Source organism: Bacillus sp. DTU_2020_1000418_1_SI_GHA_SEK_038 (assembly GCF_032341175.1).
Classification (GTDB): Bacteria; Bacillota; Bacilli; order Bacillales; family Cytobacillaceae; genus Cytobacillus.
The window spans coordinates 3,967,474-3,984,978 of record NZ_CP135435.1; the positions used below are offsets into that span (position 1 = coordinate 3,967,474).

The following is a 17,505-nucleotide window of genomic DNA, read 5'->3' on the forward strand; positions in this document are numbered from 1 at the left end:
ATTATTTATGTAAAATTAACTATTGTCTCAATACTTTTTCCTAATTCAAAAAAACACTAAATTAATAAATAAAGTAGGGATAGAATGTCTAAATCTAGGTCAAATAGGAGAAAAAACAGAAAAAAACGCTTTTGGCGAATGACTGTCTCCCTTTTCCTGCTCCTCCTCTTAGGTGGCGGATCCTATTTTGCTTATAACGTATTTTATCATGCAAAAATCGCCGGTGAGAATATTTATAAAGAAATCGATCGGGATAAAGTAAAAAATCACCGTACAGAAGAAGTTAAGATTACGAAGGATGCTTTTAATATTCTTTTACTAGGGATAGAAGAGCAAGGTGGCGGCGAAAGATCGGATGTTGTTATGCTAGTAACTGTCAGTCCGCAAACTGGAGAAGTATCCATGCTCAGCATTCCTCGGGATACTCGAACGATGATTCCAGCAGCCGGGTTCAAGACAAAAATCACGGAATCATATAGCTATGGCGGCGTAGAGTCCACTATAGAAACAGTTAATCAGTTATTAGATGTGCCGATTGATTACTATATCACGACAAATTTCGAAGGCTTTGAAGATATCGTTGATACCCTTGGCGGCGTACAGGTGAATGTTCCTTTTACATTTAAAGCCCAATTAACCGGCAGTTTAAAATGGAAAACTTTCTACGAAGGTCAAATGGACTTAAATGGAAATGAGGCACTTGCCTACGTTAGGATGAGAAAAACGGATCCAGCAGGTGACAAAGGACGTAATGAAAGACAAAAAGAAGTCATTAAAGCGATCATTGACAAAGGCACTTCTTTTAGTTCGATTACAAAAATTGATGACCTATTAGGGGATCTTGGTGAGAATGTAAAAACAAACATCCCTCCATCTCAATTTGCTAGTTTTGTTAAACTTTATGCGAAACTAAAAAGTTCAGAAATTCAAACCCTTGCTTTAAGAGGAACAGATGGTAAATATAATGGGATTTCTTACTTTTTCCCAGAAGATGAATCCATCGAAGAAATTAGCACGATTCTTAATAACACACTCAACAACACGACTACCAATAACCTGACGGGAAATCAATCATCCGATTCGAGTACTACTGAACAGGCATCAACTGGTGTAGAATACTAATTTCACTTTTTAAAAGAATCCTAACTTAATAGATACAATTAAAGTTGCCGATGCTGATGCTGAGGCAGCTTTTTTTCTGTGGAAAACTAAATTGTCGTTGGATTCTTTGAACAAGCCTTGATGTACGGAGTAATCACCAGCGCAGAGAAATGAAGCCAGCGACATTTACATACTGGGTTGAGATCGCTAAATCATGAATGTTTTTTGCTTTCCACTAAAAAATGAGATGTGAAGTTAGTTCCATTCCCCCTCTTACATTTTTTTCATAATTATAAATGCCTAAATTTGCTTTTACGGGTTGGAACCTTAGACAAAATTCGCTAGAATAAGATGGTATCTATTATTTTTTGACGACGGAGGGAAGAAACTTGAAAAAACTCATTGCCTCTTCTGTTCTTGCCACTGCTGCATTGTTTCCTGCCATCGTACAAGCGGAAAACCTAGCTGCTCCAACTAGTATGTTAGTAGATCAAAAAGTTGAGATTAGAAAAGGGGCTACAACAGCCTATCCTCTAGTAACATCTCTTCCTATAGGAAAAAGTGTGACAGTTATTGATGAATTCATCAACTCAGCCGGTGAAACATGGTATCGAGTTGATTTAGGCAGCAAACAAGGATGGGGATTAGCGAGCAGATTTACCGAGAATTCTACTAATCAATCTCCACTGCAAACTGGGAGTTTAGCAACCATTACAGGAGATCAAGTAAATGTTAGAAAAGGGGCAACTACCTCTTATGCAGTAGTGACGAAGCTATCAAAAGGCACTAAGGTAAAAGTGATTGACACTTTTAAAAATAGTAAAGGGGAGTTATGGTACCGAATCGAAGTTGGTTCTATTAAAGGATGGGTCATTCAAAGCTACTTAACCCCGGTAACCGATTCTAAACCTGCCCCCCCTTCGATAGAAAGCAAGACTATTCAATCCGAAAAGGCCGCAGTTAGAAAGGGAGCCACTGGATCCTACAGCATTGTTACATACGTTTATAAAAATCAGAAGATCACTATTATTGACACATTTAAAAATGCTGCAGGTGAAACCTGGTATCGTGCAGACTTAGGCACAGTTAAGGGCTGGATTCACGAGGATGCGTTTAAGCCTACTGCCAATCTGCCGAGCCCTCCTGATACAGAGACTCCCTCCCTTCCAGAGGTTGGCAGCTATGTATACAGTAGTCAAAACGGAATTGATGTTAGAAAAGGGGCAACTGACTCCTATGCATCTGTAGCCAAGCTATCAGTGAACCAAAAAGTAAAAGTCGTTGATCAATTTATACATACGAATGGAACTGCTTGGTTAAGAGTTGAGGTTACCCCAACATTATTAGGCTGGGTCCCAGCTAATACAATCAGTGCAACTGAGTCAATCAATATTGATTTATATGTAAGTGTGGCAGTAGCCAATTTAAGAAGCGGTCCATCAACAAATGATTCGGTTATTGACCAAGCGACAATGGGAACTTTGTTAACAGCTATAGACAAGGCATACGACACAAGTGGTGATCTATGGTACAAAGCCCTCAACAGTTCTAATCAAACAGTATGGGTGCATGAAACGGTCGTATCTACTCAGCCAACTTTTAGTAAAGGGGCTACCCTTATTGTAGGAGCGAGCAATATTTCTTTACATTCCGGCGCTTCGACCCAATATAAAGTGAAGGAAGTTCTAAAAAAAGATAGTAAAATAACCTTCGTTGGCGACTTTACAAATTCACTTGGGCAGTATTGGCTTCAAGTAAAGAGCTCAACTGGAAATACAGGCTGGATTCAGGATACACACATGAATTCCCTTCAATTATTAGAGAAGAAGCTTCTTTCTCCTGAAGTAACTAGTTTGGATGGGCATCAATACTTAAACTGGAAAAAGCCTAGTAAATATTCAATCTCCTACTCTACTTTATCGTCCAATCGATTAAAGCTTTCAGGAGGATTAACAGATGTTGATTTGCCGAAGGGGAACATTCCAGGGATTCAATCCGTTGAGACTATTGCGTCCGGCAGTGAAAAATCTGTTATTGTTACATTTGAGCCAGGCTATTCTTTTACCATCCGCGATTATAACGATAAGTTATCGATCAAAATTGTCCCATTAGGATTGCTTGGCAAGCATATTATTGTCGATGCAGGGCATGGCGGAAAAGACTCTGGCGCTGTCGGTCCGACTGGGCTAAGAGAAAAAGATGTGAATCTAGGCACTGCTTTAATCCTTAAAGAGGAACTGGAAGCATATGGTGCTATTGTCACTTTAACTAGGAGTACAGATATCTTTTTAGAGCTATCACAAAGAACCGATATCGCAAATCGTTCACAGGCTGATGCCTTTATTAGCATTCATGGGGACTCCTTTTCTTCAACATCTAATGGTACGACTACCTATTATAATTCAACCGTTAACTTTAACGGCCCTAGAAGTAAAACGCTCGGAACAGCTATTCAAAAAAATATGGTTTCCTCTATGAATACGTATAATAGAGGTGTCAAGGAACAAGTATTCTATGTAAATCGTATGAATGAGCTTCCAAGTGTTCTTGTTGAACTAGCATTCCTGTCTAACCCGAAGGAAGAAGCATTACTAAAAACAACAGAATTCCGCAAAAAAGCGGCTGTCGGGATCACAAAAGGCTTAGAGGAATACTTTAACAATTTCTAAAAACTAGCAACCTATTTCCTGACAAAAAAAATTATGTTAATCTACTATATGTAAGTGAATTTGGGTATTTTTTAAATAATACCCAAATTTTTTTTATAAAACAAAAAAATACATAGGGGGAAAAAATAAATGAACCGGTCTAAAAACTTAATTATTGCTGGAGCATTGACACTAAGCATTGGAGCGGGCGCTGTTTTGGCAACTCCCCAGGCGATGAACGCTTCTAGTAATGTTGTATTAGCAAGTGTGGATTGGGTAACCTCTCAATTAAATCCAATGAAGACAAAAATGACTGAGCTTGAGAATAAGATTAATTCCCAACAGCAAGAGATTAATAGTCTGAAAGCTCAAGTTTCTCAACTAGGATCAAATCCTGTAACACCACCGCCAACTACGACTCAGCCGCCGGCAAACGGAGAGCTTCCATCAGCTGTTTATGTAGCCAATGCATCAGTAAATATTCATTCTGGCGCAACGAAAAGCTATAAAGTCATCGCTACAAAAACACAAGGCACATCCTTGAAGGTCATTGATCAATTTACATCCTCAACTGGCCTTTGGTATCGTGTTGAACTTTCAGCTACTGTAAAGGGCTGGGTATTTTCGAATGAGGTTTCTGTAACAAAACCGAGCACTAGCGGTCCGACACAGGTCGTTACATTTGGGGATGTTCATCTGCGTAAAGGTGCTACGACTAGCTATGCCGTCATCGAAACGCTGAAAAAAGGGACATCATTGAAATATATTTCAACATTTACTAACGCAAAAGGAGAAGTTTGGTACAATGTTGAAACTTCTGCTGGAGTAAAAGGATGGGTATCCGGATCTCTTAGCGAGGTGAAATAAATTGAAGAAGTTCATTTCTATCATTGCTAGTTTCCTATTGCTCTTAGTCTATCTTCCAACAGACTCAAAAGCATCTGAACTAGTAAATTATCTGAAGGAAGTAAATGTATCTGTACATCTGGCAACGAGTGTTACTCTAACCGCAAATGGCAATTATCAGTTAAGCAACAAAGATACTGCTGAAATTACAGAGATTCCACAAGGTACGGTTCTCACCGTTAAAAAGGACAGTTCAAATGTAAACGTCACTTTCAATGGGACAAGCTTGAATTCTGTAACAGGCTTTGATTTACAGGAGAAAATCAGCAGCAGTACATCACTTGTAAGAGTCAGCAATGGCATCACATACAGAGGCAGCTTCTTTTTAAAACCAAATGGAAGCAAGGTCGAAATCATTAACATTCTTGATATGGAAGATTATTTAAAAGGTGTTGTCCCGAGTGAAATGCCTGCCTCCTTTCATAAGGAAGCACTAAAGGCTCAAGCGATATCAGCAAGAAGCTATGCTGCCAACACCTTAATGCTGACAAGCACCGCAGCTAGCCAAGTATATCGAGGATATTCTGGTGAGGATGCAAGAACGAATGCGGCTATTAAAGAAACAGAAGGAATGCTAGTCAAATATAACGGCAAGCCGATCCAAACATTTTTCTTCTCCACAAGCGGCGGCAGAACAGCAAATGTTGGTGATGTTTGGAACTCAAAGCAAGAGCACTTCCCATATCTTGTTTCTGTAGATGATCCTTATGAATCATCCCCATTCAGTAACTGGACTGAGTCATTTCCTGCTGAAACTCTGCTGAAATCTTTCGGATTCACAGATCTATCAGCACAAATCTATGACATTACTTTATCAAAAACAGGTGCAAATGGAGAAGTAAGAGGTGTTACGGTTAAAACCTCTGCAGGGGATAAAACAGTAACAGGAAATGAATCGATTATTCGAAACTATTTTCCACTGAACAACCCACAGCTTTATAATAAATTGCAAACCAACTGGTTCGATATTCAGCTCAATGGCTCAGCTTCGCAAAATCTATCTGTACAGACTTCTAGCGGAACGTCTGCTATTGGAGATTTGAAAGGTCAAAAAGTGCAAACAGCGAGCGGTGAAGTCACGCTTTCGGATTCTAAAGTTTCTATCCAGACAGCGAACGGTGTCATGACGAATGAAGGAACCGGAAACATTACTTCAGTTACCCTAAATGGAAAAGGCTGGGGCCACCGAGTCGGCATGAGCCAATACGGTGCAAAAGGCTTTGCAGAAAGAGGCTGGACTGCCGAGCAAATCCTTACACATTACTTCCAGGGGACAACTGTTTCCAAGTAATAATGTATTTTTACCTTAGGTCGTCCATTTCGCTCACTATGAACCTGTCATAGTGAGCGTTTTTAGTTTTAGTCGCCCTTTTCGATCACTATGAGCCCGTCATGGTGAGCGTTTTTACCTTGGGACACCCTTTTCGATCACTATGAACTCGTCATGGTAAGCGTTTTTACCTTGGGGCACCCTTTTCGATCACTATGAACCTATCATGGTGAGCGTTTTTACCTTGGGACGCCCTTTTCGATCACTTTGAACCCGTCATGGTAAGCGTTTTTACCTTGGGACGCCCTTTTCAATCACTATGAACCTGTCATGGTGAGCGTTTTTACCTTGGGGTACCATTTTCGATCACTATGAACCTTTCATAGTGAGCGTTTTTACCTTGGGGCACCATTTTCGATCACTATGAACCCGTCTTAGTGAGCGTTTTTACCTTGAGGCACCATTTTCGATCACTATGAACCTTTCATGGTGAGTGTTTTTACCTTGGAACACTATTTTCGCTCACTATGAACCCGTCATAGTGAGCGTTTTTACCTTAGGACACCATTTTCGACCACTATGAACCTTTCATGGTGAGCGTTTTTACTTTAGGCCAACCTTTTCGATTACTATGAACCCGTCATGGTGAGCGTTTTAACCTTGGGGCACCATTTTCGATTACTATGAACCCGTCATAGTGAGCGTTTTTACCTTGAGGCACTATTTTTGATCACTATGAGCCCGTCATCGTGAGTGTTTTTACCTTGGGACACCATTTTCGATCACTATGAACCCGTCATGGTAAGCGTTTTTACCTTGGGACGCCCTTTTCGATCACTATGAACCAACCCGCAAGTTTTTAAAACAAAACTAAAGCCAATTCCCTCGTTTAGGAATTGGCTTTTTCTTTTCGCTTCATATCAATATTAGCCAAAATATCATCCACAATGCTTTTCCATGAATACTGCTCAATTGCGAGCTTGCGTCCATTTTCACTCATGGCTTGATACTCATCATCAGATACTGACATTAGCTTCTCAATGGCAGCTGCAATTCCTTCTGGATTCTCCGGCGGCGCAATTTTACCGCAGTGGTATTCCTCCAGAATCGCAGCACTTTCTCCATCCCCGCAGTATAAAACGGGTTTCCCTGATGAAATGGCAGGGAAAATCTTCGATGGCCTTGCCCCTTTAAACAGTTCAATATTTCTCAACGACACTACACTATAATCACAAATTGAGAACATCCTTGGCATTTCCGATACAGGAACGGAACCGTAGAACGTCACATTATCCAACTGGAATTCCTCTTTCATGTTCACAAGCTTTTCTCGCTCCTGCCCGTCTCCAACGAAGAGAAAATGTACATCTGGAAGCTTGTCCTTTAATAAAAGAGCCGCCCCCAATACAGAATCTAATCCTTGAGCATAGCCCAAAGCTCCTGCGTACATAAATACCTTTTTCCCCTGAATGCCGATTTTCTCTAGCAGTTCATGATCCTTTGGAAGTGGCAAAAAGGTATCTGTATTTACACCATTCGGAAGAAGAAACACATCTGATTCACTCTTCCCCTTTTTAACCATATAATCCTTTATGCCTTCAGTAGCTGTCGCAATTTTCCACGACTTCTTATACAAGAACCTTTCAAGTATCTCCGCCAAGCTGATAAAGCTTTTGTTTTTCAAAATGCCAAGCTCCACCGCTGACTCCGGCCAAATATCTGCCACGTTGAAGACAAACTTAGCCCGTTTCATTTTCGCACCAAGATAGCCTGTAATCCCAAGAAATAACGGCGGGGAGTTACAGATGATCACATCGGTTGGCTTGGATTTCATAATGGAATAAAAGGCACTAAAGGTGAAGGAAAAATAAGAAGCAAGCCGCTTCCAAAAGCTTCCCTTTGGAGATGGGTAAATCCAAGAACGATGAACAGGGATCCCATCCCATTCTTCAAACATATAAAACTTTCCTCGATATTCCTCTGGGATGATGCCATGAGGGTGATGAGGAAAAGCGGTAATCACTTCCACCTGATGTCCTCTGCTAATTAGCTCTTTACTCACTTCGTATACACGAATTTGCGGAGCACCTGTTTCAGGGGGAAAATGCTGACATAAATAAATCACTCTCATTTTCCCATCTCCAATTAATTCACTTTTAACTGTTTTATATACGCTTCTAGCTTATCTTTAAGATCTGGACGCTTTAAAGCATAATCAATCGATGCCTGTAAGAAACCAAATTTATCCCCAACATCGTATCGCTTTCCTTGAAGAATATAGGAATAAATCGACTCTTTTCCCAATAAGCGATCAATCGCATCTGTAAGCTGAATTTCACCCTTTTTATCAGGGGCAACCTCTTCAAGCAATTCGAAAATCGCCGGTGATAAAATATAGCGCCCTACTATCGCTTGTGTAGATGGAGCCTCTTCAATCGCTGGCTTCTCAACCAGGCTCTCTACCTTATAAAGGTCCCCCGATTTTTCTGAATAATTCACAATTCCATACTTATTAACCTCAGAACGCGGAACCTCGTTACAACCCAAAATACTAGAATGAACTTCATTATACTGATTAATCATTTGTTTAAGAGCCGGAACCTCACTATCAACGATATCATCACCTAGCAATACCGCAAAAGGCTCGTTTCCGATGAATTTCTTCGCACATAACACAGCATGTCCCAAGCCAAGCGGCTCTTTTTGACGAACATAATGAATATCAACGAGATTGGAGATATTCTCGACAACTTCGAGCATATCATGCTTACCCGTTCTTTCAAGCAGCATTTCTAACTCTACGGATTTATCAAAATGGTCCTCAATCGCCCTTTTGCTTCTTCCCGTTACAATAATAATATCCTCAATCCCTGACTCAACAGCTTCTTCGATAATATATTGAATCGTTGGTTTATCAACGATTGGAAGCATTTCCTTCGGCTGTGCTTTTGTTGCCGGCAAAAATCTAGTCCCCAACCCTGCAGCAGGAATTACCGCCTTTTTAATCATGATTTCATCCCCTCTTTCAAGGTTTTTTCATATAGATCTAGCATTCCATTGGCATTATCTACCCAATTATAATGAGCTTTCACATGCTCTATTCCTGCTAGCCCCATTTCTCTGCTCTTTTCTTTATTTTCAACTAAGGAAAGGATCGCTTTTGCTAACTCTTTAGGATTTTCCTTCGGCACGACATATCCTGTCTTTCCTTCAACAACTACTTCCGGCAATCCGCCGACATTAGAAACGACAACAGGTACTCCGCACGCCATCGATTCAACCGCGGCGACACCAAAGCTCTCGCTGTCCTCCGTTGAAGGAACAGCAAAAACATCCATTTTATTGATATATTCCGGAACCTTGTCATTTGGAACCCGTCCAGTAAAAGTAGTGACATCATCGATTTTCAAATCGCGGGTTAATTGGATATATTCATCCCTCTGACGGCCATCCCCTACGATGAGCAGACTGGCATTGTTTTTACTCTTATAGATGTCCGCAAAGGCATGAATTAAATCCGCAATCCCATATTTATCTTCGAGTGCCTTTACCGTTCCAATCGTAATATGGTCCTCAGATTTTAATCCTGGCAGAGGTTTAAACTTCGCCATATCTACTCCAAATGGCGTAACAAAAATGTTTTTATCCGTATACTTATTCGTTTCTTTAGCCATGATATGACTTGTAGAACCAATCACATCCGTTTTCGACAAAGTATATTCAACCATTTTCCGATTTAAACTGCCCTGCTGCGGAAACTGGAATACATCTCTTCCCCATACAGACAAATAAAAAGGCTTATAATTCGCAAGCGCTCCAACAAAGCCATAGCTTGAGGCGTAATGGGCATGAAAAATATCGGGCTTAAATTGTTTTAACACTTTCTTAAGGGCAAAAACGCTTGAAAAATAAGATAGCTTCCCCGGTAAAAGCTTAGGAAGTGTTATCGTGTCAATTTCCTTCGCATTTTCTTCAGAATAATGGTCCGCAAAGGTAATAACCTTAACCTCTATCCCGTTATTTTTGTAAAATAAGGCCCACTTATGCGTGTGTATCGACCTGCTTGGAGCCAAAATTAATACTTTCATAAATCCTCCTGTAAATGCGCTTTAGCGCCTCGAAACTACTCTTTTACTAAGGCATTCTTAATTTTTTTCACCCTGGCAGTCCATGAATGCTTTTGCAAAAAGGTTTCTTGAATGTTTTCCCGATATCCTGAAGCCTTTTTGGCCATCTCTTTAATGGCTCTTGCCATATCCTCGGGGTTATCCTCACAAATAATTCCATATCCATCTGACTCTATTATCTCTCTTTGTGCCTGACAATATGTGGCGACCACTGGCAGTTCATTAGAGAGATACTCAACAAGCTTAACAGGAACAGCGAAATCATTGTACGTGCTCCGATATCTAGGAATAAAGGCAAAATCCATTTCACGATAAAGATCATTTAATGCTTCACCGCTTACGTGCTGAATGGTTACATCCATCTCTTGCAGGCGAGCCTTTTTCTCTTCGGGCAATTGCTTGTATTCATCCTCACGGCAAACAATCGTCAATTCGGACACTTTTTCCTGCTTGTTCGCAATTTCTAGTGCATCCAGCAGCAAAAATAATCCGTAATCTTCATTATTAATCCCGCCGACATAAAGACCTTGCGCGAACCTAGTATCCTTTTCCTTCTTCACTACGTTCACTTTTTTGCCGCCTGGAGGGAGAGAAATCTTCTCTCTTCCAATGTCAACATACGACCCCATCGCATCGCTAGGCAAGAAAATAACTTGGCAATACTTATTGTAAAACCTTTCCTCCATCCGATAAATGGTTTGCATAACCGTTTTTTTAACACCTTTTAACGGATAAAGCTCATCAAACTTCCAATATACATCACGATAGAAAACGCCAACAGGCACATGACGCTGCTTTAAATAGCTCATCACCTTTTTATCAATAAACGGCTTCTTCGGAACATGCCCTTTATCTGTCAGCCAGAAAGGAATCGTTTGATTTTCCATATAGCAAAACCAAATATTTTCAAGCTTCCCTTCTGCCTTCCATTGTTCAAAAAGGGCTTCCCGCGCAGAAGAATTTCCTGACAAAAGCAGAATTTCAATATTCTCCTTCGCTCCCCATTCCTGAAATGCCTTATACATTTCCTTAGGTCGGAGCTTGGAGCCGCTATTCGCATTTTCAGCTATTTCAAAAGGATAATAAAGCAAAACTGATTTCATTATATGTTCTCCTTATGATTCGTTCCCTGCAGTTTTTCTTTTTTGAAGATAAGCAAACAAATCCAAACGAAGTCTAATAAACAATAGAATTCCCGCGAATAAGCAAGTGATGAAAATCCAAATCGGATTGAATAGAAAATCCGTAAATCCACCTACTAATGTCCGCGGAATATTAATGGAAAAATAAATAAACAGGCATAAAAAGACAGGATTCTTTGGCAGTCTGATAAAAATGATATAGATAAGCTGAACGAGTACCCCCACGTAAATCGTGCCAAGAATAATCCCCAGATATCCGAAATTCGCATAAGCTTCAGCAATAAATAACGTATTCAGCACTCCGCCAGTCCCATCTTCAATCCGGTTCGGGAAAGCATTGGCCATCACCAATCTCGCGGAACGGACCTGCTCCATATCAAACCTTTCGATAATAATGGACGGGAGGCTCCTGCCATTAAGAAATGGGATGGAATGGCCAAAAAGATCCAAATGCAAGAAAGTAGGCGAAATTTGCGCAAGAATAATTCGTCCGATTGGTCCGGATGAATAGTTAAGAAAACTGCCCAGATCTTTTACACCTTGGATAAAGACATACATAACAACAATGACTGCTGCTCCACTAATCGTGTAGCCTACTATTTTCTGCCACTTTAACACTAGTTTGCCAACATATAGTCTGACAAATATAAACATAATGATGTAGAAAATAATCGGTGATTTCGATAAGTCATATACGCTAATCACTAATGCACTGACAAAAAGGGCGAAGAATAAAAAGATCCATTTCAAACGCCCTGTTTTTACCGCATATACATAGGCAATTAACGAAAGCAGCGGTGTCAAAGCAATCGCGAAAATATTTCTTATTAATACATTCCCGCCAAAATTCCTTGCTGCTTCAATCCGCTGTAACCCTAATTCCGAAAGATTCCCTTTTAAAAGGGAGAAGATCGGTACTTGATTCGTCTTTAAAAGCGTATAGGCAACGGCCAGCATACAAATCATTGAGAGGCCTAGAAATAACAAGTAAAATTCATTTTTTTGACTAAACGTTTTTTCAATTGGTTTTTTCAAATACTCATTGAATTCCTTTTTCGCATCAAATCCAGCCAGCTTGCTGACAAGAAACATCGTAAGCGGCAGCATAATCATGACAAAGGATACCGCTCCGAAGCCGATATATCGATAAACATCATGATCAAGCTTATTAATCATATAATAATGATCGATGTCTAAAGCAATCAGAAGGCTTCCGATATAACTGGAAACAAACAAGGAGTAGTAAAAGATTAATGAATTTAAATTGGGTTTCGTAAAGGAAAGGCTCCCAGACACGCTAGAAAATAGCTTGATGGAAACAATTAATACGATCACCCATATCGTGAAAGCCAACATTCGTCAGCACCTACTTTTTGTTAAGAAGTTCAACAATTTTTTCAGAAGCCTGGCCATCACCGAACACTTCTTTGTATTCTGGATTTACTTCTTTTTGAACAGCAGCCAATATTTTTTCTGTATCCGTTCCTGTAAGGATATTTGCTTCCCCAGTCAATGTCTCTACCCATTCCGTTTGCTCACGGATTGTCACACATGGCACTTTCATGAAGTATGCTTCTTTCTGAACACCGCCAGAATCTGTAACAATTTTCTTCGCATTCGCTTCTAAAGTTAGCATATCTAAGTAGCCAACTGGATCAATGACCTTTAAGTTTGGAACATCATCCAAGCTTAAGCCATAATCAGCCAGTTTATGCTTTGTTCTCGGATGGATCGGCCAAACTTTAACCTCATCAATCTTTGAAAAAGCTTCTAAAATATTCTTCATATTTTGCAGATCATCCGTGTTTTCCGCTCTATGAATTGTAATTAGATGATAATTTTTCGAAGTTAATCCAGCTTCAGCTAAGATATTCGATTTTTCCTTCGCAAGCTCGCGATTATACAGAACAGCATCGTACATCACATCCCCAATGTTAAAAACACCGCGGGTAATATTTTCGTTTGTTAAATTTTCCACCGCTGTGTCTGTTGGACAGAAAAGGAATTCTGAAACATGGTCTGTCATAATGCGGTTAATTTCTTCCGGCATTTTCTTATTAAAGCTTCTGAGACCTGCTTCAATATGAATCACAGGAACGTGCAATTTAGCAGCCACTAATGCGCCCGCCAAAGTAGAGTTCGTATCCCCATACACCATTAAGTAATCTGGCTTCTCGCTTAATACGATTTCTTCGATTTTCGCAAGCATTTCACCTGTTTGCTTGCCATGGTTGCCAGATCCGACACCAAGATGATAATCCGGTTTTGGAATATGAAGCTCTTCGAAGAAAATATCAGACATATTTGCATCATAGTGCTGACCTGTATGAATGATTTTCTCATCCATATGCTTTCTTAAAACCCTTGATACCGGTGCTGCTTTAATAAATTGTGGCCTTGCGCCAAGAATCGTTAATATTTTCATTTAAATTCACCTTTCAAGCTTTGAATATAGTCTTTTGCTAAAAATGAATTAATATTATAAGGCTGTGAATATTTGTGCCCATTATGTTTGAAAGACAGTGCCATCACGTACTCAGGATAAGTCTTATAAATTCCATACCATTCCATAGGCTCTGTATAGTATTGCTGGTAAAGCTTTTTCTTGTTATAGAGCTTTTTCGCCGTATGATAGAAGACACCGTATTTCTGTTTTAAAGATGTCTCCTTCCCAACGGGCTTTACAGGCTCAGGGAAATAATCCGGATACATTTTGTTCAATGTGTAATCATATAAGTACTTTTTGAAGCGATATTCAACAGGGACTGTTTTGAAAAATTCCATTAACCGGTCATCCCATAACGGAATATCCCATCCCTTTTCGTAAAACTCATACACACGAATGGAGTTAATAATGAACTTTGCCTGCCGCTCTCGCCAATCCCAGTATTCAAAGAGGGCACTTGCCTGCTCATTTGTTTGATACGGGAGGTCTTTAAACGACCTTTTCATCTCAGCTATAACGTCTGTGGCAGATGATTGAAGCCCTTGTCCCATTTCCCATAACTTGTGATGCTTATTAAAGTTAAACTGCACAACATCGTCAGCCGTAAATTCACGATCCACCGTGATTTCATAGGCTAAGTGGCTGCCTGCTACAAAGTCGCCAGAATGCCCTGGAATGAAAACATAATCTGCATCCTGTTTGGTAACGATCTCCCTTACTGCCGGCCAATCCTGAAGATGGGCCATGGACGAACCATTCACAGCAAAATCAACATAGTCCTTCCATTCCTGAGAATGGTACCAGCGATGCCAATCATCCTTTTTGTACTCAATAAAGTCCCACTTTAACCCAAGTCGCTGGGCGATATCACGGCTTACCTGTGCTTCTTTATTTTCCCTTTTTCCATATGTGAAGGAAGCTATATGTTCAATCCCATATTCCTTCAGCAAAATGGCAATAATCCGCGAATCATATCCGCCGCTCAATGGCAAAATCGGAACCTTATTAATCAAACGTTTGATTAAATCATTGAATACCGCATGGAATACCGCCTGAAGCTCTTCACTGAATTGCTCGAGCTCCTTGTTTTCTGGATGGTGGTAAAATTGGTAGTATTCCTGATTATCGACTGTTCCCGCTTCATCGATTTGAATATAAGACCCGGCTTCAATTTGGTATACCCCTTCATAAAGCGTTTTTTCATTCGCGGTAAACCCTGTAAGAAGAAACTCTTTTGCAGCGGTCTTCTGGAGCATCTGATCTTGCTGATGCGCAATTTTATCTGTCACAATCCAGCGAGATCCTTCTTTATAGTAGAAAAGAGGAATACTGCGCTTCCGATCGACAATCGCTGTTAGTACCTTTGGATCAGCTTGAATAAAAACAAACTCCCCAATTAAATCTTGTAGATGTTTTTCAAAGAAATTCGCCTCTAGAATTTCTTGAATATTATCCTGATGATAATATTTTCCCTGATAAATCACATAGCCGCCAAAATAGGCTTGGCCATAAGGAGAAGGAATTTCTTTTATGAGCCTGTTATTGGTAATTCTAACTTCATAGAACAAACGGATCACCTATTTTACATTAAATTGCCCTAGATCTTTTTTTCAATAAATCTTTGTCCACCCGCGATAACAGGATGGCCACGATAAATCCAAGCCAAGCAAAAATGATATTGAGATCAGGGATGCTGCTCTCTTGAATATAGACAATCGCGATCACAGCTAATAAAGAGGTTATGAATAAAAAAGTCATTTTGCCAAATGAAACAGGCACATGGTATAGCTTTTGGCTTTTAAAGAAAATATACGTAATGGCCACGATATAGGAAATCAAATAGGCCGCAACGCTTCCCCAAATCGAAAACGATGGGATTAACACGATGTTTAAAATAATATTCACAACGGCTGCCATTCCAAACGCATACGAAATAATCTTCGTTTGTTTTGTAAAGAAAATGCCAACTGAAATAATCATATAGAAAAAATTCAAGAAAGTAACAGCCGACAAAATCGCTACATACTGGTAGGCCTCATGATAGTTGCTGCTTAACATGCGAATAATCCACGGCATAAGTGTGGCAACCATTAAAACACCAATGGTTCCTACTAACAGGATACCATAGTAGAGCTTCGCAAATAAAACGGGACTGTCCTTTTTGTCCTTTAAGGACATAGAAAACGGTCGCCAAGCCATTTGCACCCCGCTCGTAAGAAGCGTTATTAAAGAAGCAAACTTTACCGCTGACCCGTAAATACCTACTTCATGAAAAGAAGTAAACTTTTCTAATAGTAGTGAATTCGCGTTGACGATCACCCAGAATGCGAGAGATGCCGGAACGAGCGGTGCCGCATAGATTAATATTTCCTTTAATAGCTTTTTATTAAAAGTAAATTTAATGAATTTCAATAAAGGCTTGATTAACAACACGGCAACGATGGCCACACTGATCAGCCGGCCATATAAAATGCCGTCGATTGTAGGGCTGACATAAGCCAAAAATCCGTAGGAAAAGACTGCAATTAAAAGCATTTTCAATATCGTAAAGGTAACAACCTTTTTTGTGAAAAAGTCATATCGAAGAACCGTTAAGATTAAGGCGATGACAGTATCCAAAGCCATAACCCCAATGGCAATGTAGAGCAAATAATAGAGGTTGGCATCATCTAATAGCAGTTGAGCCAGCCACTGACCGCCGATAAGAAAGACGATAGAGATAATAAGAACAATCAGCAGTCTAAAGGTCATGACAGACCGGACATAATCAAGCTTCTTCTTTTTATCCTTCGATTCGAAGTAGTAAAAAGCGAGAGCTGAATCGGTGCCAAAGATGACTAGGAAGGTAAGCATCGAGGTAATCCGATCCAAATAATCTAATACCCCATATTCCGCAGGGTCAGGAAGAAAGGAAGTGTAGATAGGAAGCATGATAAAGGCAATCAGCTTCGTACCAACGTTCATAAATGCGTAAAGGAGCGAATCCGCTCCTAAACGCTTAATTTGGGCGAACACCCTATAACAGCTCCCGCTCGTCTACCATTTTGGTGAATTTAGCAGGAACCCCTTTTATTAATGTCTTTGGCTCGGTATCCTTCGTTACTAATGCACCTGCAGCCACAAATGTTTCTTCCGCCAATGTGATTCCAGGCAAGATAATGGAGGCTCCGCCAACACGAGCTCCTTTTTTCACATGGGCACCTTTAATCTTATCAAAGCGCTCTTCCGTTCTGCCCATGAAATTATCATTTGTTGTTGTTACACATGGAGCAATAAATACTTGCTCTTCAAGAGTCGTGTAAGCCGTAATATAAGAATTAGATTGAATTTTTGTCCGGTCGCCGATTTTTACGTAATTCTCAACGGTTACCCCTCTGCCCACAATGACAAGATTACCGATTTCAACATTTTCTCTCACGCTTGCAAGGTCCGCAATCAGCGTGCTTGAACCAATTTTAGCGCCGCGATAAATCACGCAATTCGCCCCAATTGTCACTTCTTCCCCGATTTCAAGTGCTGGGATGGAAGCAGAAAGCTTAACCGTACTAGTCTTTGCAGGCTTTGGCGGCTTCCCAACAACAGCTCCATCGGCAATAGTCGTGTTGTCGCCAATGATTGTACCTTCGTGAATCGTTACACGGTTGCCGATGATGACATCTTTACCGATTTTCACATCTTTTTCAATAACCGAAAAATGTCCAACTTGAACGGATGGATCTACTTGAGCGGAAGGATCAATATAATTCATATTCGAAAGTCTCCCTTTACCTTTTTAATTATGAGTTGTTGATATATTAGCTAAAGTGGCGGATATCTTCGGAAAGTAGCCGATATATCCCTAAAGTCACCGATATATCTCGAAAAA

13 protein-coding genes are annotated in these 17,505 nt (G+C 40.2%); 4 read left to right on the forward strand and 9 right to left on the reverse strand.

Annotation, left to right across the window (positions count from 1 at the left end):
• The first annotated feature begins 84 nt into the window (after positions 1 to 84).
• The 4 genes from RRV45_RS19850 (at position 85) to RRV45_RS19865 (ending at position 5,946) form a co-directional block, all read left to right on the forward strand.
• Positions 85 to 1,122, forward strand: a complete 1,038-nt coding sequence (locus RRV45_RS19850; protein WP_315666380.1) for an LCP family protein — start codon at positions 85 to 87, stop codon at positions 1,120 to 1,122.
• Positions 1,123 to 1,490: 368 nt separating this feature from the next.
• Complete coding sequence (locus RRV45_RS19855; RefSeq protein WP_315666381.1) at positions 1,491 to 3,770, forward strand: N-acetylmuramoyl-L-alanine amidase; 2,280 nt, start codon at positions 1,491 to 1,493, stop codon at positions 3,768 to 3,770.
• 129 nt (positions 3,771 to 3,899) lie between these two features.
• A complete protein-coding gene (locus RRV45_RS19860) occupies positions 3,900 to 4,616 on the forward strand; it encodes an SH3 domain-containing protein (RefSeq protein ID WP_315666382.1) in 717 nt (238 codons plus the stop codon).
• 1 nt (position 4,617) lies between these two features.
• Positions 4,618 to 5,946, forward strand: coding sequence for a SpoIID/LytB domain-containing protein (locus tag RRV45_RS19865; protein ID WP_315666383.1), 1,329 nt, complete (start codon positions 4,618 to 4,620; stop codon positions 5,944 to 5,946).
• A gap of 868 nt (positions 5,947 to 6,814) precedes the next feature.
• Here the strand turns inward: RRV45_RS19865 and RRV45_RS19870 are convergent.
• Genes RRV45_RS19870 through RRV45_RS19910 form a run of 9 tightly spaced genes read right to left on the reverse strand, consistent with a single transcriptional unit; the run spans position 6,815 to position 17,388 of the window.
• Positions 6,815 to 8,056, reverse strand: a complete 1,242-nt coding sequence (locus RRV45_RS19870; protein WP_315666384.1) for a glycosyltransferase family 4 protein — start codon at positions 8,054 to 8,056, stop codon at positions 6,815 to 6,817.
• Between the two features lie 14 nt (positions 8,057 to 8,070).
• Positions 8,071 to 8,934: a UTP--glucose-1-phosphate uridylyltransferase GalU gene (galU, locus tag RRV45_RS19875; RefSeq protein WP_315666385.1), complete on the reverse strand. Its 864-nt coding sequence runs from the start codon at positions 8,932 to 8,934 to the stop codon at positions 8,071 to 8,073.
• Entirely contained in the window at positions 8,931 to 10,013 is a 1,083-nt protein-coding gene (locus RRV45_RS19880) for a glycosyltransferase (protein ID WP_315666386.1), read from the reverse strand. The genes galU and RRV45_RS19880 overlap by 4 nt, the downstream gene beginning before the upstream one ends.
• Before the next feature lie 35 nt (positions 10,014 to 10,048).
• Complete coding sequence (locus RRV45_RS19885) at positions 10,049 to 11,155, reverse strand: glycosyltransferase family 4 protein (RefSeq protein WP_315666387.1); 1,107 nt, start codon at positions 11,153 to 11,155, stop codon at positions 10,049 to 10,051.
• Positions 11,156 to 11,167: 12 nt separating this feature from the next.
• Positions 11,168 to 12,550: an O-antigen polymerase gene (locus RRV45_RS19890; protein WP_315666388.1), complete on the reverse strand. Its 1,383-nt coding sequence runs from the start codon at positions 12,548 to 12,550 to the stop codon at positions 11,168 to 11,170.
• Between the two features lie 10 nt (positions 12,551 to 12,560).
• A complete protein-coding gene (gene wecB, locus RRV45_RS19895; RefSeq protein WP_315666389.1) occupies positions 12,561 to 13,619 on the reverse strand; it encodes a non-hydrolyzing UDP-N-acetylglucosamine 2-epimerase in 1,059 nt (352 codons plus the stop codon).
• Entirely contained in the window at positions 13,616 to 15,208 is a 1,593-nt protein-coding gene (locus RRV45_RS19900) for an asparagine synthase C-terminal domain-containing protein (protein ID WP_315666390.1), read from the reverse strand. Before RRV45_RS19900 ends, wecB begins: the two co-directional genes overlap by 4 nt.
• A gap of 19 nt (positions 15,209 to 15,227) precedes the next feature.
• Entirely contained in the window at positions 15,228 to 16,655 is a 1,428-nt protein-coding gene (locus RRV45_RS19905; RefSeq protein ID WP_315666391.1) for a lipopolysaccharide biosynthesis protein, read from the reverse strand.
• Between the two features lies 1 nt (position 16,656).
• Positions 16,657 to 17,388, reverse strand: a complete 732-nt coding sequence (locus tag RRV45_RS19910) for an acyltransferase (RefSeq protein WP_315666392.1) — start codon at positions 17,386 to 17,388, stop codon at positions 16,657 to 16,659.
• Positions 17,389 to 17,505: the final 117 nt, after the last annotated feature.

Coding starts and splice junctions, on each gene's coding strand:
- RRV45_RS19880 (WP_315666386.1), bottom strand. CDS start 10,013: ATGAAAGTATTAATTTTGGCTCCAAGCAGGTCGATACACACGCATAAG.
- RRV45_RS19890 (WP_315666388.1), bottom strand. CDS start 12,550: ATGTTGGCTTTCACGATATGGGTGATCGTATTAATTGTTTCCATCAAG.
- galU (WP_315666385.1), bottom strand. CDS start 8,934: ATGATTAAAAAGGCGGTAATTCCTGCTGCAGGGTTGGGGACTAGATTT.
- RRV45_RS19885 (WP_315666387.1), bottom strand. CDS start 11,155: ATGAAATCAGTTTTGCTTTATTATCCTTTTGAAATAGCTGAAAATGCG.
- RRV45_RS19860 (WP_315666382.1), top strand. CDS start 3,900: ATGAACCGGTCTAAAAACTTAATTATTGCTGGAGCATTGACACTAAGC.
- RRV45_RS19850 (WP_315666380.1), top strand. CDS start 85: ATGTCTAAATCTAGGTCAAATAGGAGAAAAAACAGAAAAAAACGCTTT.
- RRV45_RS19910 (WP_315666392.1), bottom strand. CDS start 17,388: ATGAATTATATTGATCCTTCCGCTCAAGTAGATCCATCCGTTCAAGTT.
- wecB (WP_315666389.1), bottom strand. CDS start 13,619: ATGAAAATATTAACGATTCTTGGCGCAAGGCCACAATTTATTAAAGCA.
- RRV45_RS19870 (WP_315666384.1), bottom strand. CDS start 8,056: ATGAGAGTGATTTATTTATGTCAGCATTTTCCCCCTGAAACAGGTGCT.